We start from the raw sequence: 22130 nt of genomic DNA, 5'->3' as shown, positions 1-22130 counted from the left end.
GGATTGCCGGGGACCCGGCGGTTGGTGATCTTTTACGCCCCGGGGCGCGCTCCGGGGGCGGGCAGGAAGCCGGTGACCTGGAAGTACGTCAGATAGCGCGTCAGGACCTCGTCGGTGAGCGGCGGTTGGCGGACGCCCGCCTCCGCTGCCGCCCGGGCGGTACGGCTGGAGTCGAAGCGGCGGTGGTCCGTCTCGTCCTCGCCGGTCCCCCCGTCGTCACCGAGGAACAACTGCGCCGCGTTGTCGGGGTGTTCGGCAACGCAGGCCCGCCACTCCTGCGGGGTCACCGGCCGCAGCTCGTACCCGAGGCGGCCGGCCGCCTCGAAGACGCGGTCGAGGCCCGGCGCGTCCGGGTTGGTGTAGTGGTACGCGTCCTCCCCGGCCCGGTCGGCGGTGCTGAGCGCCACCACGGCGGCGCTGACGTAGTCGACGGGCACCCAGTCGGTCGTCCCGTGCGCCAGGTCCGGGATCGCGCCGGCCTGGAGGCAGCCCTTGATGAGCTGCCAGAGCAGGTCGCGGTCCTGGCAGGCCCCGGTGGCAGTGTCACCACTGATGCGGCCGGGTCGGTGGACCGTCACCGGAAGTCCGCGCTCGCGGGCCAGACCGACGAGCTGCTCCGCGACCCATTTGCTCTGGGCGTACCCGTCGGGCAGGCCGTCCGCCGGTCCTGTCGGGGACGACTCGGTGAGCGGTGCGGGGTCCGTGCCGCGCGACGGGGCGTACACGCCGGTGGTGGACACGTAGTGCAGGCCGGGCGAGCCGGAGTCCGCGAGGAGCCGCAGCAGTTCCTCGGTGCCGGCCACGTTGGCCGCACGCAGATCGCCGTACGGGGCGGCGAAGTTGACGCGTGCCCCGTTGTGCAGGACGGGGCCGAGGCGGCGGGCCAGGGCGGTCCTCTCGTCCGGTGCGAGGCCGAGGCCGGGGGCGGCGAGGTCGCCGGGGACGGGGTGGATCAGGTCGGCGTACCGGGCCTGCCACAGGCCGTAGTGCTCCAGGTTGGCCCGGATGCGCTGGGCCGCGCTGTCGGGGCTCGCGGCCCGGACGAGGCAGTCGACCGGGCCGTCCGTGGCCTCGATGAGGTCACGCAGGAGGAACGCGCCGAGGAAGCCCGAAGCACCGGTGAGCAGGGGCCGCGCGGTGGGCCGGGCGGCCCGTCGTTCCCCGGCGTGACGGCGTTCCCCGGCGTGACGGCGCTCGCCGGTGATGTCGGGCGCGAGCCGCGTCTCGGCGCCGAAGTCGGGTGCGGGCGCCTCCTCGTGGTCCTCCTTTCCCGGTCCCCGGCCGAGCAGGCGGTCGACGCCCTCCACGGTGGGCGTCGCGAACAGGGCGCGCAGGGAGGGGCGCAGGCCGCAGCGCTCCCCGATCCGGCGGGCGAGGGTCACGGCGAGCAGGGAGTGGCCGCCGAGCGCGAAGAAGTCTTCGGTGACACCGACTTCGGGCACTCCGAGGGTCTGCGCGAACACCTCGCACAGCTCGCGTTCCCGGGCGGTGCGAGGGGCCCGCCCGCCGGCCGCCACCGCGTGGTCGGGGGCGGGCAGGGCGCGCTTGTCGGTCTTGCCGTTGGGCGTGACGGGGAAGGCGTCGAGCCGGACGTGCGCGGTGGGCACCATGTGGTCGGGCAGCGTCTCGGCGAGGTGGGCGCGCAGCTCGGCCCACCCGGGGGCCTCGGCGCCGTCGGCCGGGACGGTGTAGGCGACGAGGCGCCGGTCGCCGGGGCGGTCCTCGCGCACGGTGACGCAGGCGGCCGCGATGCCGGGATGCGAGGTGAGCGCCGCCTCGATCTCGCCGAGTTCGATGCGGAAGCCGCGCAGCTTGACCTGGTCGTCGACGCGGGACACGTAGAGCAGGCGCCCGTCGGGGGTCCAGCGCACCAGGTCGCCGGTGCGGTACATGCGGCCGCCCGCGCGGTCGAACGGGTCGGCGACGAAGCGGGAGGCGGTGAGACCGGCCCGGCCGTGGTAGCCGCGTGCGACGCCCTCGCCGGAGACGTACAGCTCGCCGGTGACACCGGGCGGCACGGGGGCCAGCCGCTCGTCGAGGACATGGACGCGGGTGCCGTCGACGGGGCCGCCGATGGGGACGCTGCGGTCGGGGGCGAGCGGGCCCTCCGCGTGCTGGAAGGGGCTCATGGTGGCGCAGACGGTGGTCTCGGTCGGGCCGTAGGCGTTGACGAGGAAGCGGTCCCGGGCCCAGGCGTGGACCAGGGCGGGCGGGCATGCCTCGCCGGCGAGGACCATGGTGAGGCCGGTGGGCAGGGAGCCCGGCGGCATCACGGCGAGGGCGGCGGGCGGGATGGTGAGGTGGGTGACGCCCCGGTCGCGGACGAGGCCGGCCAGGGTGGGGCCGGGCAGCAGGGCGTCGCGTTCGTCGATCTCCAGGCAGGCGCCGGTGAGCAGCCCCATGCACAGCTCCCAGAACGCGGCGTCGAAGCTGACCGACGCCATGTGCAGCACCCGGCTGCCCGGTCCGACGCGCAGCCGCTCGCTCTGCGTCGCGGCCATGGCGCGCACACCCCGGTGGGTCACGACGACGCCCTTGGGGCGGCCGGTGGACCCGGAGGTGTAGATGACGTACGCGGGGTTGGCCGGGTGCACGCGGGCTCGCGGGGCGGCGGGGGTGCCGTCGCCCGCGCCGAGGTCGTCGGTGTGGAGGTGCGGCACCGTGTGCTCGGGCAGGCGGCGGTGGAGTTCCGGGGTGGTGAGGAGCAGCCGGGGCCGCGCGTCGTCGAGCATGTACGCCAGGCGCTGGGCGGGGTAGTCCGGGTCGAGGGGCAGGTAGGCGGCGCCCGCCTTGAGGACGGCGAGCAGAGCCACGACGAGCTCGTGGGTCCGGGGCAGGGCGACGGCCACCCGGTCCTCGGGGCCCACGCCCCGCTCGGTGAGGTGCCGGGCCAACGCGTCAGCTCGGGCGTCGAGTTCGCCGTAGGTGAGGGTGGTGTGCGCGTCGCGGACGGCCGGGGCGGCGGGGGTGCGCCGGGCCCACGCCTCGAAGAGCGCGGGGACCGTCGTGGCGGGCAGGGTGTCGGCGGGCCCGGTGCCGAGCGCGGCGAGGCGGCCGTGCTCGGCCGGGGTGAGCAGGTCGTATGTGTGCAGGGGGCGGTCGGGGTCGGCGGTGACGGCGCCGAGGAGCAGGACGAGCCGGTCGGCGAGGGCCTGGACGGTGGACTCGTCGAAGAGTTCGGTGGCGTAGTCGACGGTGGCCCGCAGGCCGTCGAGGGCGCCGGTGTCGTCGTACGCCTCGGTGAAGGCGAAGGACAGGTCGAACTTGCTGACCTCGGCCTCGGCGGGGACGCCCGAGACGGTGAGGCCGGGCAGGTCGACGGCGGCGGGCGCCTGGTTCTGGAGGACCAGCATGGTCTGGAAGAGCGGGTGGTGGCTCTGGGCGCGCGCGGGGTTGAGGAGCTCGACCAGCCGCTCGAAGGGAACGTCCTGGTGGGCGTAGGCGGCGAGGTCGAATTCCCTGACCCGGCCGAGGAGTTCGCGGAACGTGGGGTCGCCGGACAGGTCGGTGCGCAGGACGAGGGTGTTGACGAAGAACCCGACCAGCCCGTTCGCGGCCTCGTCGGTGCGTCCGGCGACGGCCGTGCCCAGGGGGATGTCGTCGCCCGCGCCGTGCCGGGACAGGACGGTCGCCAGGGCGGCCTGGAGGACCATGAAGACGCTGGAGCCGCAGGTGCGGGCCAGCTCCGTGACGTGGCGGGTGGTGTCGCGGTCGACGGAGAAGCCGAGGGTGGCGCCGGTGTGCCGGGAGGTGGCGGGGCGCGGCCGGTCCCAGGGCAGCTCGACCGCCTCGGGGAGCCCGGCCAGCGCGCGCCGCCAGTGGGAGAGCTGCCGGCAGACGAGGCTGTCGGGGTCCTGTTCGTCGCCGAGAAGGTCTCGCTGCCACAGGGTGTGGTCCGCGTAGTCGACGGGCAGCGGAGCCCAGTTGGGTTCCTCGCCGCGGGATCGGGCCCGGTAGGCGGCGCCCAGGTCGTGGGCGAGGGGAGCCAGCGACGTGCCGTCGGCGGCGATGTGGTGGACGACGAGCACCAGGACGTGGGCGTCGGGGGCCAGGCGCAGGAGGGTCGCCCGGAGCGGCAGGCTGCGCTCGATGTCGATGGTCTCGGCGGTGGCGGCGGCGACGCGGTGGCGCAGCTTCGCCTCCTCGACGCTCTCCATGGCGAAGGGGATGACGACGTCGTCCGGCGCGGTGATGTGCTGGTGAGGCCCGTCCTCGCCCTCGGGGAAGACGGTGCGCAGAGCGGTGTGCCGGGCGATGAGGTCGGCCACGGCGGTGCACAGGGCGTCGGCGTCGAGCGGTCCGTCGATCCGTACGGCGAGCGGGATGTTGTACGTGGCGGAGGGGCCGTCGAGCCGGTGGAGGAACCACAGCCGCTGCTGGGCGTACGACAGCGGGAGTTCGGCGGGGCGCGGCTGCGGGACCAGCGCGGGCCGGGTGCCGCCCTCGGCGCCCTCCAGGGCGGTGGCGAGCGCGGCGACGGTGGGGTGTTCGAACAGGGTGCGGATGTCGGTCTCGGTGTGCAGGGCGGTGCGGATGCGGCCGACGAGGCGGGTGGCGAGCAGGGAGTGGCCGCCCAGGGCGAAGAAGCTGTCGTCGGTGCCGACGCGGTCCACGCCGAGCACGTCGGCGAACAGCCCGGCGAGGATCTCCTCCATGGCGCTGCGCGGCGCCCGGCCGGCCACCGTGCGGGGACCGGTGGGTGCGGGCAGGGCCGCCCGGTCGATCTTGCCATTGGGGGTCAGCGGCAAGGCGTCCAGCGGCTGGATGACGGCCGGGACCATGTACGCGGGCAACAGCCGGCCGACGTGGGCGGCGAGCAGCCCGGGGTCCGGGTGCTCGCCGGGGGCGAGGACGACGTAGGCGGTGAGGGTGCGGTCGCCGGGCAGGTCCTCGCGCACGAGGACGCAGGCGGCGCGTACGGTCGGGTGGTCGCGCAGGACCGTTTCGATCTCGGCGGGTTCGATGCGGTGGCCGCGCAGCTTGATCTGCTGGTCGGCTCGGGCGACGTAGCGCAGGGTGCCGTCGGCGTCGCGGCGGACCAGGTCGCCGGTGCGGTACATGCGGGATCCGTCGCCCGCGAAGGGGTCGGCGACGAAGCGGGTGGCGGTGAGGGCGGCCCGGCCCAGGTAGCCGCGTGCGACGCCGGGGCCCGCCAGGTACAGCTCGCCCTCGGCGCCGGGCGGTACGGGGCTCAGTGCCGCGTCCAGGGCGTGGGCGCGCATGCCGTCGAGGGGGTGGCCGATGGGGGGCGCGCCCTCGGGGTCGTGGTCGGGGCGGACTTGGTGGGCGGTGGCGAAGGTGGTGGTCTCGGTGGGCCCGTAGACGTGCAGGACGGTGGTCGCGGGGTGGGCGGCGGCGACGCGCTGCATGACGCCGGGGGCGGCGGCCTCGCCGCCGGCGGCGACCAGGCGCAACTGGCCGAGGGAACCGGGGTCGGTCTCGGCGAGGACGTTGAACAGGGCCGTCGTGAGGAAGGCGGCGGTCACGCCGTGCCGTGTGACGACGTTGCGCAGGACGTCGGGCTGGAGCGGTCCTTCGGGGGCGACGACGACGCGTCCGCCGCGCAGGAGCGGCGTCCAGATCTCGAAGGTGGAGGCGTCGAAGACGTACGCGGAGTGCAGCAGGACCGCGTCGGCGGCGCCGCCGTCCCAGCCCCGGTGGGCGGCGAGGGCGGCGATGTCCGCGTGCGAGACGCCGACGCCCTTGGGCAGTCCGGTGGACCCGGAGGTGAACATGACGTACGCGAGCCGGCTGCCGCCCGCTGTCTCCGGGAGCGTGCCCGGCTCGACCGGTCCCCCGGCGAGTACCCGGCCGGCCGGGTCGACGGTCAGCACGGCCGTCTCGGCTCCGAGCCCTCGGACCCACGGGAGGTCGGCGGTCGTCGCGTCGACGACGAGGACGCGCAGGGGGACGACCTCGGTGACCCGGTTGAGCCTTTCGGTCGGCCAGCGCGCGTCGAGCGGGACGTACGCGCCTCCGGCGCGCAGGGCGGCCAGCGAGGCGGTGACGGTGGCGGCCGAGCGGGCGACGAGGATGCCGACGCCCTCCTCCGGGCCGGTCCCGAGGCCGGTCAGGGCGGCGGCGAGGCGGCCCGCGAGCCCGTTGAGCTGCTGGTACGTCAGCGGCTCACCGGCCCCCGAGACGGCCACCGCGTCGGGCCGGCGGGCGGCCCGCTCGGCGACGGCGTCCGGGATGCTCAGGGTCGTGATGCCCTCGGGGAGGGGGGCGCCGGTGCCCCGGGCGACGAGTTCCTCGCGTTCGCCGTCGAGGAGGAAGGGCGCGGTGTCGGCGCGCCGGCCGAGGTCCTGGGCCAGGGAGGTCAGCAGCTGCCGCATGCGGGACACGGTCTCGGCGATCTGCTGCCGGTCGAGGACGGCGGCCCGGTAGCCGAAGGTGATCCTCAGAGTGTCCCCGGGGGCGACGGTGAGGGTGAGCGGGTAGTGGGCGGCGTCGGTGCCGCTGAACCCGGTGACGGCGAGGCCGGGCAGTCCGTGCTGGGCGGTGCGCAGGGCCTCGGCGTCCATCGGGTAGTTCTCGAAGACGACGAGGGTGTCGAAGAGTTCGTCGAGGCCGGTGACGCCCCGGATGTCGCTCAGGCCCACGTGCTGGCTGCCGAGGAGCCGGCCCTGCTCGGCCTGGAGCCGGGTAAGGAACTCGGCCAGGGTCTCGCCGGCCGCGGGCCCGGTCCGTACGGGCACGGTGTTGATGAACAGGCCGACCATGGACTCGACACCCGGGATCTCCGGCGGCCGCCCGGACACGGTGGTGCCGAACACCACGTCGGACCGCCCGGTGAGGTGGCCGAGCAGCAGGCCCCAGGCGCCCTGGACCAGCGTGTTCAGGGTGAGGCGGTGGGCGCGGGCCGTCTCGCGCAGTCGCTCCGTGGTGTCCGCGTCCAGGTCGAGGACGAGCGTCTCGGGCAGCTCGACGGCGCCGTCCGAACCGCCCTCGGCGAGGAGCGTGGGCGTCTCGATGCCGGCCAGGGCGGCAGACCAGGCGTCGAGGGCGGCGGCCCGGTCCTGCTGAGAGAGCCAGACCAGGTAGGCCCGGTAAGGGGTGACGCGCGGGAGCCCGCCGTCGTCGCCGCCGGCCGCGTACAGCTCGAACAGCTCCCGTACCAGCAGGGGCAGCGACCAGCCGTCGAACAGGATGTGGTGGCTCGTCATGACCAGGCGGTGCCGGTCCGGCGCGGTCCGTACGAGGGTGAACCTGATCAGGGGCGGGGTGGCGAGGTCGAAGCGGCGGGTGCGGTCGGCGGCGAGGAAGGCGGTGAGCCGGTCCGGCACCTCGTCGGCGCCGGTCAGGTCCAGTTCCTCCAGGGGCACGGGGACCTCGGCCGCGACCGCCTGCACGGGCTCGTCGAGGTCCTCGGACAGGAAGCCGACTCGCAGGTTGGCGTGGCGGCGCAGCAGGCCGGCGATGGCGGCGCGCAGCGTCGCGACGTCGACGGGGCCTTCCAGGTCGAAGACGAACTGCGCTGTGTAGACGTCCACGGCGTGCGAGTCGTAGAGGGCGTGGAAGTACATCCCGGCCTGCAGCGGCGTCAGCGGGAGTACGTCCTCCAGTTGGAACCCGTTCACTTGCGTCCACCCCACTTGTTCTGCAGTCGGTCGATCTGGGCCTGGTTGAGCGAGACCAGGGGAAGGTCGGACGGCGTGTAGCCGCCTGCTCCGGGCTGTTCGGCGTGTTCCGCGATGGTGCGCAGGGCGCGGTTGAACGCCTCGGCGAGCGCGCCCACGTCCTCCTCCTTCAGCAGGTCGCTGGGCCAGGTCCAGCGGGCCACCAGGCGCGGTCCTTCGGGCAGGTCCTCGGTGTGCGCGTTGATGTCGAGCACGTGGTGCACGGGCATGTCGGGGTCCTGGCTGCGCGGCCCGCCCGCGTCGAGCAGCACCTCCCAGTCGCCGCCCGCCGCCTTGTCGGGGGCGGCGTACCGGCCCAGGTAGTTGAAGCCGATCTGAGGTGCGGGGGCGGCCAGCCGGGGGCCGGTTGCGGGGTTGAGGTGGCGCAGCATGCCGTGGCCGACGCCGTGGTCGGGCACGGTGCGCAACTGTTCCTTGACGCGCTTCACTGCACGTTCAACGAGCGTGGCGTCCAGGCGTGCCGGGTCGCGGGCGTCGAGGGGGCCCGGGTCGAGCCGGACCGGGTGGAGGCTGGTGAACCAGCCGACCGTGCGGGAGAGGTCGATGTGGTCGGCGATCTGTTCGCGGCCGTGGCTCTCCAGGTCGAGCAGGACGGCGGTGTCGGACCGGGTTCCGCCGGGGTGCGTGCCGCGCCGGGCGTTGACGGCGAGGGCGAGGGCGGTGAGCAGGATGTCGTCGACCCCGGCGTGGAAGGCGCCCGGGACGGTGGTCAGCAGGGGCTTCGTCCAGGTGGCGGGCAGGTGGGTGGTGAGGGTGCGGGTGCCGTCGGCGGTGTCCAGGAACGGGTCGAGCGGCCGGTAGCCGAGCTGCGGGTCCGGGGTCCTCAGCACCTCCTCCCACAGGGGCAGTTCACTCATCCGCGCGGGCGCGTGGGCCTGTTCGGTGAGGAGCTGGGACCAGCGCCGGTACGAGGTGGTCGCTGCGGGCAGTGCGGGTGTGGTGCCGGCCGCCCGGGTGACCGCCCGCCAGGCGTGTGCGAGGTCGTCGGCGAGGATGCGCCAGGAGACCGCGTCGACGGACAGGTGGTGCACGACCAGGAGCAGCCGCCCGCGCGCGTGGGGGCCCGCGTCGCCCCAGACGGCCTCGAAGACCGCTCCGGCGGTGGGCCGCAGACGCCTGCGGGCGCGTTCGCCCGCTTCGGTGAGGGCGGCGCGGGCGGCCTCGGCGTCGAGTCCGGTGAGGTCGACCCGGGTGAAGCGGTTCCCGGCGGTGACGGAACCGGGGGGCAGTGCTTCGAGTACGGGGTCACCCCCGGCCGTGCGGGTGACCCGCAGACGGAGCATGTCGTGGTGGTCGGCGAGGAGCTGGAGTGCGGCGACGAGGGTGTCCTCGGTGGCCCCGGCGGGGGTGCTCAGCACACCGGACTGGTTGTAGCCGTCGGTGGTGCCGGGGCGTTCGAGGAGCCAGGCCGCGATGGGCGTGGGCGCCATGGTGCCCGTGCCGTGGCCGGCCGGTTCGCCCGTGCTGCCGTCGAGCGGCGCGGCGGCGGCCGCGATGGCCTCCGGGGTGCGGTGGACGAAGACGTCGCGGGGTGTGACTACGAGTCCGGCTTCCCGGACGCGGCTGACGAGCTGGATGGAGAGGATGCTGTCGCCGCCGAGCGCGAAGAAGTCGTCGTCGGTGCGGACGGCGGGGACGCGCAGCACGGAGGCGAACGCCTCGCACAGGACGCGCTCGGACGCGGTGCGCGGCTCCCGGCCAGGCCGGTCGGCGACCGGGCGTTCCGGCTCCGGGAGGGCGGCCCGGTCCGTCTTGCCGTTGGGCAGCAGCGGCAGGGCGTCCAGGGCCACGAAGGCGGCGGGCACCATGTACGGCGGCAGGGTGCTGGTGAGCCGGGTGCGCAGTTCGCCGTCGGCGAGGGCTGCGGCGGCGCCCACGGTGTACGCGACCAGGCGCCGTTCGCCCGGCCGGTCCTCGCGGACGAGGGCGCAGGCGGCGGTGACGCCGTCGAGGGCGGTGAGGGCGGCCTCGATCTCGCCCAGCTCGACGCGGAACCCGTTCAGCTTGACCTGGTCGTCGGCGCGGGAGACGTAGTGCAGCAGCCCGTCGGCGTCCCGGCGGACGAGGTCGCCCGTGCGGTACATGCGGCTGCCGGCCGGGCCGAAGGGGTCGGCCACGAAGCGGGTGGCGGTGAGGCCGGGGCGGCCGAGGTAGCCGCGGGCGAGGCCGTCGCCGGCGATGTGGAGCTCGCCGGTCACACCGGCGGGCACGGGCTGGAGCGCGGTGTCCAGGACGTAGGCGCGGGTGTTGTCGACGGGGCGGCCGAGGGGGACGCCGCCGGCCTCTCCCCCGGCGGTGGCATGGGCGGTGACGTGGGCGGTGGCGTCGATCGTTGTCTCGGTCGGGCCGTAGAGGTTGTGCACGTCCGCCGACCAGGCGCGGGCCGCCCGGGCCGCCAGGGCCCCGGTCAGGGGCTCCCCGCCGCACGCGACGGCGCGCAGGGCCGTGGGCGCCGCGCCGGGCCCGGTCTCGGTGAGCAGCAGTCCGAGGTGGGAGGGCACGAACTGGGCGATGGTCACGCCCTCGTCGCGCATCCGGGCCACCAGGCCCGCCGGGTCGTGGTTGAGGGCGAGCGGTACGGGGCAGGTGGCGCCGCCGTGCAGCAGGGGGAGCCAGGTCTCCCATACCGAGGCGTCGAAGCTCGGCGAGGTGCGGGCGAGGATCCGGTCGTCGTCGGTGAGGTTGAAGTGGCCGGCCATCCAGGCCATGTGGTTGGTGAGCGCGCCATGGGTGACGACGACGCCCTTGGGCCGGCCGGTGGACCCCGAGGTGTAGATGACGTACGCGGCGTCGTCCGGGCCGGGAGCGGCGGCCGGTGGCACGGCGCGTCCGGCCGGCCATGCGCTCCGGTCCCCGAGCGCGAGAAGCGGCACGGCGGCGAACCGAGCGGCGCGCGCCGGGTCGTGGACGAGGAAGAGCGCCGGGAGGGCGTCGTCGAGCATGTGGGCGACGCGTGCCTCGGGGTAGTCCAGGTCGACGGGCAGGCAGGCCGCCCCCGCCTTGGCCACGGCGAGCATCGCGACGACCCGGTCGGCGGTGCCGTCGGCTGCGAGGGCGACGAGGTCGCCGCGCCCGATGCCCCGGTCGTGGAGGTGGTGGGCCAGGTCGTCGGAGAGGGCATCCAGTTCGGCGAAGGTCAGCCGCTGGGCGCCGGCCCGGACGGCGGTCCGTTCGGGGGTACGGGCGGCCTGGGCGCGGAACGCCTCGGGGGCCGTGCGGGCCTCCACCTGCCGGACGGGGCCCGGGGCGGCCCGGTCCAGCTCGGCGCGCTCGGCCGTGTCCAGGAACGCGGCGGTGCGGACGCGCCCGTCGGGGTCGGTGGCGAGCGAGGCGAGCAGGCGGGTCAGGCGCGCGGCCAGGGCGTGCGCGGTGGCGGGGTCGAACAGATCGGTGGAGAACTCCAGGTTCCCGTCGAGCCCGGTGGGCCGGCCCGCGTCGTCGCGGGTCTCGGTGAAGGTGAACGTGAGGTCGAACTTGCTGATGCCGGTCCGCACGGGCTGCTCGGTCACGGTGAGACCGTCCAGGCCTAGCGTGGTGTCCGCCTGGTTCTGGAGGACGATCATGGTCTGGAACAGCGGGTGGTGGTCCTGGGCGCGGCTCGGGGCGAGGGCGTCCACCAGCCGTTCGAACGGCAGGTCCTGGTGTGCGTAGGCGGCGAGGTCGAACGCCCGGACCCGGTCCAGGACCTCGGTGAAGGCGGGGTCGCCCGTGAGGTCGGCGCGCAGGACGAGGGTGTTGACGAAGAAGCCCACCAGGTCGTCGAGCGCTTCGTCGGTGCGTCCGGCGACAGCGGTACCGAGGGGGATGTCCTCGCCGGCCCCGTGCCGGGAGAGCAGGACGGACAGGGCCGCCTGGAGCACCATGAACAGGCTGCATCCCCGGGCGCGGGCCAGTTCCGCGAGCGCCCGGTGCGTGTCCGCGTCGACGGGGAACGCGAAGGCGTCGCCCCGGTAGGTCAGGACGGCGGGGCGCGGCCGGTCCAGGGGCAGTTCGAGGAGGCCGGGGGCGCCGGCCAGCGCGGTGCGCCAGAAGTCCAGCTGGCGGGCGGCCCGGCTGCCGGCGTCGTCCGCGTCGCCGAGGAGGGTGCGCTGCCACAGGGTGTAGTCGGCGTACTGGACGCGGAGTTCGGGCCGGTCGGGCGCCTCGCCGAGACGGCGCCGGCGGTAGGCGTCACCCAGGTCGCGGGCCAGCGGGGCGAGCGACCAGCCGTCGCCCGCGATGTGGTGGACGAGGAGGACCAGGACGTGGGACTCGGCGCCGAGCCTGAGCAGCCGGGCCCGCACCGGCAGGTCGCCGGTGACGTCGAAGGCGTGCGCCACCTCGGCGGCCAGCGCCTCGTCCAGACCGTCCGGGCGGATGTCCCGGGGGGTCAGGTCCAGGTCGGCGTTGTCGGCGCCCAGGACGAGCTGGCGCGGCACACCGCCGGTCTCGGGGAAGACGGTGCGCAGGCTCTCGTGCCGCTCCACCACGTCCACCAGGGCCTGTTCCAGGGCCGGCGCGTCGAGCGGGCCGTCGAGGCGCAGCACCAGCGGCACGTTGTACGTGGGGCTGGGGCCCTCGAACCGGTTGAGGAACCACAGCCGCTGCTGCGCGAAGGACAGCGGCAGCGGGTCGGGGCGGTGCGGGGCGCGTTCCAGCGGCAGGGCGGCCGCTTCGGCACCGTCGAGGGCCGCGGCGAGCGCGGCGGGCGTGGGGTGTTCGAAGACCGCCTTGACCTGGACCTCCACGGCGAGGGCGGCGCGGATGCGGGCGACGAGGCGGGTGGCGAGCAGGGAGTGCCCGCCCAGGGCGAAGAAGTCGTCGTCGGCGCCCACGGCCGGGAGGCCCAGGACATCGGCGACGAGGCCGCAGACGATCTCCTCGCGCGCGGTGCGGGGGGCGCGCCCGCGTGGCGCGGCGTGCTGCTCGGGCGCGGGCAGGGCGCGCCGGTCCACCTTGCCGTTGACGGTCAGCGGCAGCGCGTCGACCAGGACGAACGTGGAGGGCACCATGTAGGCGGGCAGCGACCGCCCGACGGCCTCGGCGAGCTCGGCCGGGTCGGGGCGGACGGCCCCTGCGGGTACCACGTACGCGACGAGCCGCCGGTCGCCCGGCACGTCCTCGCGTACGACGGTGAAGGAGTCGGCGACGCCCTCGCAGCAGGCGAGGACGGACTCGATCTCGCCTGGTTCGATGCGGTAGCCGCGCAGCTTCACCTGGCTGTCGGCGCGCGAGACGTAGGCGATCTGTCCGTCCGGCGTCCACTTCACGAGGTCTCCGGTGCGGTACATGCGTCCGCCGTCCGGGTCGAACGGGTCGGCGACGAACCGGGTGGCGGTGAGAGCGGCCAGACCGGTGTATCCCCGGGCGACGCCGCGCCCCGCCAGATACAGCTCCCCCGTCACACCCGCCGGGACCGGGCCCAGCGAGCCGTCGAGCACGTACAGCCGCATGCCGTCCAGGGGCCGGCCGATGGGCGGAGGGCCCGCCGGCAGGTCGGCGGCCACCTCGTAACGGGTGGCGAAGGTGGTCGTCTCGGTGGGGCCGTACACATGCAGGACGCGTACGCCGGGCGCGGCGCCGGCGACCCGCTGCATGGCGTCGGGCGAGGCGAGTTCGCCCCCGGCGCAGACGAGGCGGAGTCCGGCGAAGGCGCCGGGATCGGTGTCCGCGATCACGTTGAGCAGAGCAGTCGTCAGGAAGACCGCGGTGACGCCCTGTTCGCGTACCGCTTCGCGCAGGGTGCGGGCCTCCAGGACGCCGTCGGGTGCGACGACGACCGTGCCGCCGCGCAGGAGCGGCGCCCAGATCTCGAACGTGGACGCGTCGAAGACGTACGCCGAGTGCATCAGGACCGCGTCGGCCGCGCCGGCGCGCCAGGCGGAGTCCTCGGTGAGCGCCGCCACGTCGGCGTGGGTGACCCCGACGCCCTTGGGCAGACCGGTCGAGCCGGAGGTGAACATGACGTACGCGAGTGAGCCGGGGCCCGGTACGGCGGCGGGCCGGCCGGGGGCCGGGGGCGCGCCGCGCAGGACGCGGCCGGTCCGGTCCACGACCAGGACCGGGATGCGGCGGGCGGTCCCGGCCACCCAGTCGGAGGAGGCGGCCTGCTCGTCGACGACGAGGACCCGCACGTCCGCCACTTCGGCGACCTGGTCGAGCCGTTCGCGGGGCCAGCGCGCGTCCATCGGGACGTAAGCGGCAGCCGCACGGACCGCGCCGAGGGAGACGGACACGACGGCCGGTGACCGGGAGAGCAGGACACCGACACCGGTCTCCGGGCCGGCTCCCAGGCCGGCGAGGGCACGGGCCAGCTCGGCGGAGACGGTGTCGAGTGCGGTGTACGTGAGGGTGGTGCCGTCGCCGGACACGGCTACGGCTTCCGGGGTGCGGTGGGCCTGCGCGGCGAACAGCGCGGGCAGGGTGGTGTCCGGTGCGGGCGCGGGCAGTTCGCGGCCGGTGCCCCACTGTGCGGCGCGGACGCGCTCGTCGGGCGTCAGCAGGTCGTACTCCGCGAGAGGCCGGGAGGGGTCGGCCGCCACCTGTTCGAGGAGCCGGACCAGGCGCGCCGCCAGGGCCCGCACGGTGACGCGGTCGAAGAGGGCGGCGGCGTACTCGATACCGGCGGTGAGTCCGCCCGCGCCGCGCTCCTCACCGAAGGCGAAGGTGAGGTCGAACTTGCTCAGACCGTTGTGCACCAGCCGGTCCTCGACGGAGAGCCCCGGCAGGTCGGGGCGGACGGCCTCCTGGTTCTGGAGGACCAGCATGGTCTGGAAGAGCGGGTGGTGGTTGCGGGTCCTGACCGGGTTGACGCTCTCGACCAGCCGCTCGAACGGCACGTCCTGGTGCGCGTAGGCGGCGAGGTCGAACTCCCGCACACGCGCCAGGAGTTCGCCGAAGGTGGGCGCACCGGAGAGGTCGGTGCGCAGGACGAGGGTGTTGACGAAGAACCCGACCAGGTCCTCCAGCGCCTCGTCCGTGCGCCCCGCGACGGGCGTGCCGAGCGGGATGTCGTCGCCCGCGCCGTGCCGGTGCAGCAGCGTCGCCACGGCCGCCTGCAGCACCATGAACAGCGTGGTGCCCGACTCGCGCGCCACGCGCAGGAGTCGGGCGTGCAGCTCGGGCGGTACGTCGAAGGCGTGGACGTCCCCCGAGGGGTCGGTGGTGACGGGGCGCGGGCGGTCGAGCGGGAGATCGATGAGTCCGGGCAGTCCGGCGAGCGCGGTGTGCCAGTGGTCGAGCTGTGCCCGCAGGACGCTTCCGGGGGTGTCCGCGTCGCCCAGGACGGTGTGCTGCCACAGGGTGTAGTCCGCGTACTGGAGTCCGCTGCCGGCCTCCGGTTCCCGCCCGGCGAGGCGGGCCCGGTAGGCGTCGCCGAGGTGGCGGGCGAGCGGGGCCAGGGACCAGCCGTCGCCCGCGATGTGGTGCAGGACCAGCACGACGACGTGGCGGCCGGGCGCGGTGCGCAGGAGCCTGCCTCGCAATGGCGGATCGGTGAGCACGTCGAACGGCTCGCTCACCGCGTCCAGGACCGCCGCCTCCAGCGCGGCGGGGGCCGTGCTCTCCACGGTCAGCCGGGGCGCGACGACCTCGGCGGGCAGGATCGACTGGTGCGGCACGCCGTCCCGTTCGGGAAACACCGTGCGCAGCGCCTCGTGCCGCTCCACGACGTCCCGCAGGGCGTCGCGCAGGGCGTCGGTGTCCAGGGGCCCGTCGATGTCGAGGACGAGCGGGATGTTGTAGGAGGAGCTGGGTCCTTCGAGCCGGTTCAGGAACCAGAGCCGCTGCTGTGCGTACGACAGGGGCAGCGGGTCGGGCCGCTCGGCGGCGGACAGCACGGGCGGCCGGGAGCGCTCCTCGTTGTCGAGGGCCCGGGCGAGCCCGGCGACGGTCGGGTGCTCGAACAGGCTGCGTACGGCGATGTCGGCGCCGAGGACCGTGCGGACACGGCTGACCACGCGCATGGCGAGGAGCGAGTGTCCGCCGAGGTCGAAGAAGCTGTCGTGCGCTCCGACGCCCGGGCGGCCCAGCACATCGGCGAAGATCCCGGCGAGCAGGTCCTCGCGGGGGCCGCGCGCGCCGGTGCCTTCGAGCGCGGTCCCGGCCTCGTCGTCCGGCCGGGGCAGGGCGCGCCGGTCCGCCTTGCCGTTGGGCAGCAGCGGCAGCTCGTCGAGGACGACGACGGCGGCGGGCACCATGTAGTGCGGCAGCGCCTCCGCGAGGGCTTCGCGCAGACCGGCCGGGCGCGCGCCCGGGTCCGTGGTGACGGCGTAGGCGACGAGGCGACGGTCGCCCGGTGTGTCCTCGCGGATCACGGCGCAGGCGGCGGTGGTCCCGGGGCGGGCGAGCAGGGCGGCCTCGATCTCGCCGGGTTCGATGCGGAAGCCCCGCAGCTTGACCTGGTCGTCGGCGCGGGAGACGTAGTCCAGCTGCCCGGCCGTGTTCCACCGGACGAGGTCGCCGGTGCGGTACATGCGGGCGCCGTGGCCGTTGAAGGGGTCGGCGACGAACCGGGCGGCGGTCAGGCCGGGCCGGTTCAGGTAGCCGCGGGCGAGGTTGGGGCCCGCGACGTACAGCTCGCCGGTCACGCCGGACGGCACGGGCCGCAGCCGGTGGTCCAGGACGTAGGCGCGCATGGTGTCGACGGGCCGGCCGATCGGCACGGTCTCGTGCGAGGCGTCCGGGATGGCGGGGACGCGGTGGGCGATCACCTCGATGGTGGCCTCGGTCGGGCCGTACAAGTTGTGCACCTCGGCGCCCCACAGCGCGGCCGCCTCCTGGGCGAGGGCGCGCGGCAGGGGCTCCCCGCCGCAGAGGACGGCGCGCAGAGCGGGCAGGGGCGCGGCGTGGGCCGCCTCGGACAGGACGAGGGCGAGGTGGGAGGGCACGAACTGGGCGACGGTGACGCCGAACCGGCTCATCCAGGAGACCAGCGTGTCCGGTTCGGTGTTGGCTCCGGGCGGCAGCACGCACACCTCGGCCCCGGTCATCAGGGGCAGCCACACCTCCCACACGGAGGCGTCGAAGCTGGTGGACGTCCTGGCGAGCACGCGGTCGTCCGGACCGGCCGTCAGATACCGGGTCATCCAGTCCATGTGGTTGGCCAGGGCCTCATGGGTGACGACCACGCCCTTGGGGCGGCCGGTGGACCCGGAGGTGTAGATGATGTACGCGGGATCCGCGGGGTGGGCTGTGTACGGGGCCGGCGTGCCGGGGTGTACGGGCATCGGCAGCGGGGTGTCGAGGGTGAGGAGCGGTATGCCGCCGGTGGGCAGGTCCGCCCGCACGTCCTCGGTGGTGAGGACGAGGACCGGCCGGGCGTCGCCCAGCATGTGGCGGATCCGGGCGTGCGGGTACCCGGGGTCGACCGGCAGGTAAGCGGCGCCGGAGCGCAGCACGGCCAGCATGGCGACGACGGTGTGCGCGGAGGGCGGCGCGGCGATGGCGACCCGCGTCTCCCGGCCCGCGCCGCGCTCGCGCAACGCGTGGGCGAGGGTGTCCGCCCGGGCGTCCAGCTCGGCGTAGGTGAGGCGGGTGTGCGCGTCGCGTACGGCGACGGCGTCGGGCGTGCGCAGGGCCTGTTCCCGGACCGCTTCGGGGACGGTCGACTCAGGCAGCGGCCGGGAGAGGCCGCGCCCCTGGGCGAGAAGGTCGGCGCGCCGGCCGGCGGTGAGCGGGTCCAGGTCGCCGATGGGGCGGCCGGGTTCGGTCACGGCCAGGGTGAGGACGTGGGCGAAGCGGTCGCAGAGGGCACGGGCGGTGGCGGCGTCGAAGAGGTCGGTGGCGTATTCCAAATAGCCGCCGATGCCCGCGGCGGCCTCCCCGGTGGTCTCGGTCAGGGAGAACGTCAGGTCGAACTTGCTGCCCCCGGGGTGCCCGGAGCGGTCGCGGACGGTGAGGCCGGGCAGCTCGGGCTCGGCCCGGTCCTGGCTCTGGAGGACCAGCATCGTCTGGAAGAGCGGGTGGTGGTCGCCGGACCGCTCCGGGTTGAGGGCCTCCACGATCCGCTCGAAGGGCAGGTCGCTGTTGCCGAACGCCGCGATGTCGAACCGCTTCACGCGGTCGAGGAGTTCGCGGAACGTCGGCTCGCCCGAGAGGTCCGTGCGCAGGACGACGGTGTTGACGAAGAAGCCGACCAGATCGTCCAGCGCCTCGTCGGTGCGCCCGGCGAGCGCGGTGCCGAGCGGGATGTCGGTGCCCGCGCCATGGGCGCCGAGCGTCACGGCCAGGGCGGCCTGGAGCACCATGAACGGCGTGCAGCCGGCCTCGCGGGCGAGCCGGACAAGCGCGGCGTGCGCCGGGGCGGGCAGCTCGAAGGGGACGGACGCGCCCCGGTGGCTGGGCACGGCCGGGCGGGGCCGGTCCAGGGGCAGGTCGAGCAGGCCGGGGGCCCCGTGCAGCGCCTCCCGCCAGAAGGCGGTCTGCCGGGCGGCCAGGCTGTCCGGATCGCCGTCGTCGCCGAGGAGCCGGTGCTGCCAGAGCGTGTAGTCGGCGTACTGCACGCGCAGCGGCGCCCAGTCCGGTGTGCCCGTGCCGTCGGTCCTGGCCAGGTAGGCGGCGGAGAGGTCGCGGCCGAGCGGGGCGAGGGACCAGCCGTCGGCGACGATGTGGTGCAGGACGAGCACCAGGGTGTGCCGGGCGGGCCCTTGGCGGAGCAGGTGGGCGCGGACGGCCGCGTCCCGGCTCAGGTCGAAGGGGGCGGTGCTGAGGCCGCGTACCGTTTCCGCCGCCCAGGTGTCCATGTCCCGGTCCGCGGGCGGGTGTTCGACGGTGACTGGGACGAGCGACGCGGCTTCGTCCGCGTCGACGATCCGCTGGCGGGCGACGCCGTCGTGTTCGGCGAAGACGGTGCGCAGGCTCTCGTGCCGTGCGACCACGTCGGCCAGCGCGCCGCGCAGCGCCTCGGTGTCCAGGGGGCCGTCGAGCTCCAGGACGAGCGGCACGTTGTAGGTGTCGCCGAGGCGCTCGGCCCGGTTCAGGAACCACAGGCGCTGCTGCGCGAAGGACAGCGGCAGCACGTCGGGCCGGTCCTGCGGGACGAGGACGGGCCGGGCGGCCCCGGCCGTGTCGAGTGCGGCGGCCAGGGAGGCGACCGTGGGGTGGTCGAAGAGGGTGGACAGGGGGAGTTCGACGCCGAGGGCCGCCCTGACCCGGCCGGTGAGGCGGGTGGCGAGCAGCGAGTGGCCGCCCAGGGCGAAGAAGCTGTCGTCGATGCCGACCGCGCCGACGCCGAGGACGTCGGCGAAGAGTCCGGCCAGCACCTCCTCATACGCGGTGCGCGGGGCGCGTCCCGCGCCGGTGTGGACACGGGGTGCGGGCAGGGCGCGGCGGTCGACCTTGCCGTTCGGGTTGAGGGGCAGCGCGTCGAGCACGACGAAGGCGGACGGCACCATGTACGCGGGCAGCGTGCGCCCGGCGCGTCGCGTGAGCGCGGCGGTGTCCGGGCGGGCGCCGGGGGCGGGCACGACGTAGGCGACGAGCCGGCGGTCTCCGGGCGTGTCCTCGCGTACGACGACGCAGGCGCCGCGCACGTCGGGGTCGGTGAGCAGGACGTGTTCGGTCTCCGCCGGTTCGATGCGGAAGCCGCGGAGCTTGACCTGTCCGTCCGCCCTGCCCACGTACTCGATGTCGCCGGCGGCGGTCCAGCGCACGAGGTCGCCGGTGCGGTACGTGCGGGTGCCGGGCGCACCGTACGGGTCGGCGACGAAGCGGCCGGCGGTGAGCGCGGCGCGGCCCTGGTATCCGCGGGCGACGCCGTGCCCGCTCACGTACAACTCCCCCACCACACCTGGCGGCACCAGGCCGAGGGCGTCGTCGAGGACGTAGAGGCTCATCCCGTCCAGTGCGCGGCCGATGGGCGGCACACCGGTGCTGTCGGCGGTGACGGGGTGGCGGGCGGCGAAGGTGGTGGTCTCGGTGGGGCCGTACACGTGCAGGACGAGCGTGCGGGGCGAGGCGGCCGCTGCCCGCTGCATGAGGTCGGGTGTGGCGGCCTCGCCGCCGGCGGCGACCATGCGCAGACCGGAGAACACCGCCGGGTCCGCCTCGGCCATGACGTTGAACAGGGCCGTCGTCAGGAACAGTGCCGTGACCCCGTGGCGTTCCACCGCCTGGCGGACGGCGTGTGCCTCCAGGACGCCGCCGGGGGCGACGACCACTCTGCCGCCGTTCAGCAGCGGCACCCAGATCTCGAAGGTGGAGGCGTCGAAGACGTACGCGGAGTGCATGAGAACGGCGTCGGACACGCCGTCGTGCCAGCTGCTGTCTGCCGCGAGGGCCAGTACGTCGGCGTGGGTGACGCCGACGCCCTTGGGCAGGCCGGTGGAGCCGGAGGTGAACATGACGTACGCGAGCCGGTCGGGTCTGGTGGTCCGGGGCAGCGGTCCGGGCCGCTCCGGGGCGCCGTGGAGCAGCCGGCCGCGCGCGTCCACGACGAGGAGCGGCAGATGCGCGGCGGCCTCGCGGACCCAGGGTTCGCGGGCGGTCGTCTCGTCGGCGATCAGCGCGCGGACGCGGGCGGCCCCGGCGACGCGGTCGAGCCGTTCCGCGGGCCAGGCCGCGTCCATCGGTACGTACGCGGCGCCCGCGGCGACGGCCGCGAGGCTGGCGGCGGGCACGGCGGCCGACCGGCCCAGGAGCACCCCGACGCCGTCCTCGGCGCCGATGCCCCAGCCGGTGAGCGCGCCCGCCAGGTCGTCGGCCGCGCGGTCGAGTTGCCGGTACGAGAGGGTGTGGGCCCCGTCCACGACGGCCGGGGCGTCCGGTGTCCGGAGCGCCTGGGCCCGGAACGCCTCGGGGAGCGTCGTGGCGACAGCCCGCTCGGGCAGTGCGGTGCCGCGTCCCTGGGCGCGCAGGGCGGGGGCGGCGGTCTCGTCCACGAGGGGGAGGTCGCGCAGGGGCAGGCCGGGGTCGGCGGTGGCGAGGGCGGACACGAAGGACACGACGGCCTGCTCGTGCAGGCGTACGTCCTCGGGGCGGTAGAGGTCGGACCGGGCGTCGAACCCGATCAACGGGCCCTTGCCCTCGGCCCGTTCCGAGACGAAGAGGGACACGTCGTCGACCGGGCCGACGGAGAGAACCCGGGAGGGTGCCTGGATGCCGCCGAAGTCGCGGTCGTAGTCGTAGCCCATGATGTTGACGACGATGCCGGTGAGGCGGGCCGCGTCGTCGCCCATGTTCAGTTCGCGGGCGAGCTGTTCCCGCGAGAAGCGGCGGTGGCGCAGGGCGGCGCGCATCTCGTCCGCGACGTCACGGACGAGGGCGCCGACGGTCATGTCCGGGGTGAGCGTGAGGCGCAGCGGCAGGATGTTGGCGGTCATGCCCACGATGTGCCGCAGTCCGCCGTGCCGGCCGTTGGAGGCGAGGCCCACGGTGACGTCGGTGGTCGCGGTGACCCGGGCCGTGTAAGCGGCGATCGCGGCTACCAGGACCGCGCTCCAGGTGGTGCGGTGTGCGGAGCCGAGGCGGCGCAGGTCGTCGAAGACGCTCGCGGACAGCGACTCGCCGGTGTGCAGCCGGATGCCGGGCCCTTCGGACCCGGGTGCGGGGAGGTCGGTGCGGCGGCGGATGAGCGTCCTGCCGCTGTGCGCGTCACCGCCGGAGGCGTCGGAGCCGTTGGCGGCAGCGGGGTCTTCCGCGTCGGCTGCCAGGTCGGCGAACCTGCCGGTCCAGTAGGCGCGGTCGGCCTCGTAGCGGCCGGAGTTCCGGTAGGCGGTCTCGTCGGCGACGAGTGCGCGCAGGGGTGCGGCGGGCAGCTCGGCCTGGGCCAGGTCCTCACCCCGGACCGCGCGTCCGTAGAGGTCTGCCACGGCGCGGGTGAAGACGGCGCCGCCGAGACCGTCGACGGCTATGTGGTGGAAGCGGGCGTACCAGTAGTGCAACCGGCTCCCGGCGCGCAGCAGGGCGAAGTGGTGCCGGGGGCGGTGGAGGCTGTCGACCGTGGCCATGTCTTCCGCCATGTAGCGTTCGACCTCGGCCGCCGGATCCGCGGCGTGGGACATGTCCACGGTCCGGAGCCGGCCCGGGGCGTCGGCAGGGTGGGGGACGATGCGCTGAAGGACGTCGTCGCCCTCCGTGACGAACTCCAGGTTGAGGCTGTCGCACAGCTGGAGGGCCCGGTCGACCGCTGCGGCGAATAACGTCCCGTCGAGGTCGCCCCGGATCTCGAAGCATTCCCCGATGTTGTATTTCGGGCTGTCCGGGTCGACGAGTTGCCCGTACCAGACACCCTGTTGGGCTGCGGTCGTCCCGAAGAACTCTTCGGGTACGGATTCCGTGGGGACAGAGCCGTTTTCGCGCATGCCGGGACACACCTTCGGGGAGATTTTTTCGGGGGGACGAAGTGGGCAGGACGAAGCCGGTCATGCCGGTGCGGCGTCCATGGCCGACAACGGGCGGGGATGGGCGAAGACGCACACCACCGGCCCCACGGCATCGGACGCCGGCTCAGCGGCCACCCGTTTCGAAAACCGGGAGCGCACTCGTTTTCTTCGCGTATTGCGGACGTGCTCC

2 protein-coding genes are annotated in these 22130 nt (G+C 74.9%); both read right to left on the bottom strand.

Annotated elements, in window-relative coordinates:
* Positions 1-32: 32 nt before the first annotated feature.
* Complete coding sequence (locus BLW14_RS30205) at positions 33-7580, bottom strand: non-ribosomal peptide synthetase (protein ID WP_093710283.1); 7548 nt, start codon at positions 7578-7580, stop codon at positions 33-35.
* Complete coding sequence (locus tag BLW14_RS30200) at positions 7577-21919, bottom strand: non-ribosomal peptide synthetase (protein ID WP_093710282.1); 14343 nt, start codon at positions 21917-21919, stop codon at positions 7577-7579. The genes BLW14_RS30205 and BLW14_RS30200 overlap by 4 nt, the downstream gene beginning before the upstream one ends.
* Positions 21920-22130: the final 211 nt, after the last annotated feature.

Source organism: Streptomyces sp. 2131.1 (assembly GCF_900105515.1).
Taxonomy (GTDB): domain Bacteria; phylum Actinomycetota; class Actinomycetes; order Streptomycetales; family Streptomycetaceae; genus Streptomyces; species Streptomyces drozdowiczii.
This window is presented reverse-complemented; position numbering and strand designations above follow the sequence as displayed.

Coding starts and splice junctions, on each gene's coding strand:
- BLW14_RS30200 (WP_093710282.1), bottom strand. CDS start 21,919: ATGCGCGAAAACGGCTCTGTCCCCACGGAATCCGTACCCGAAGAGTTC.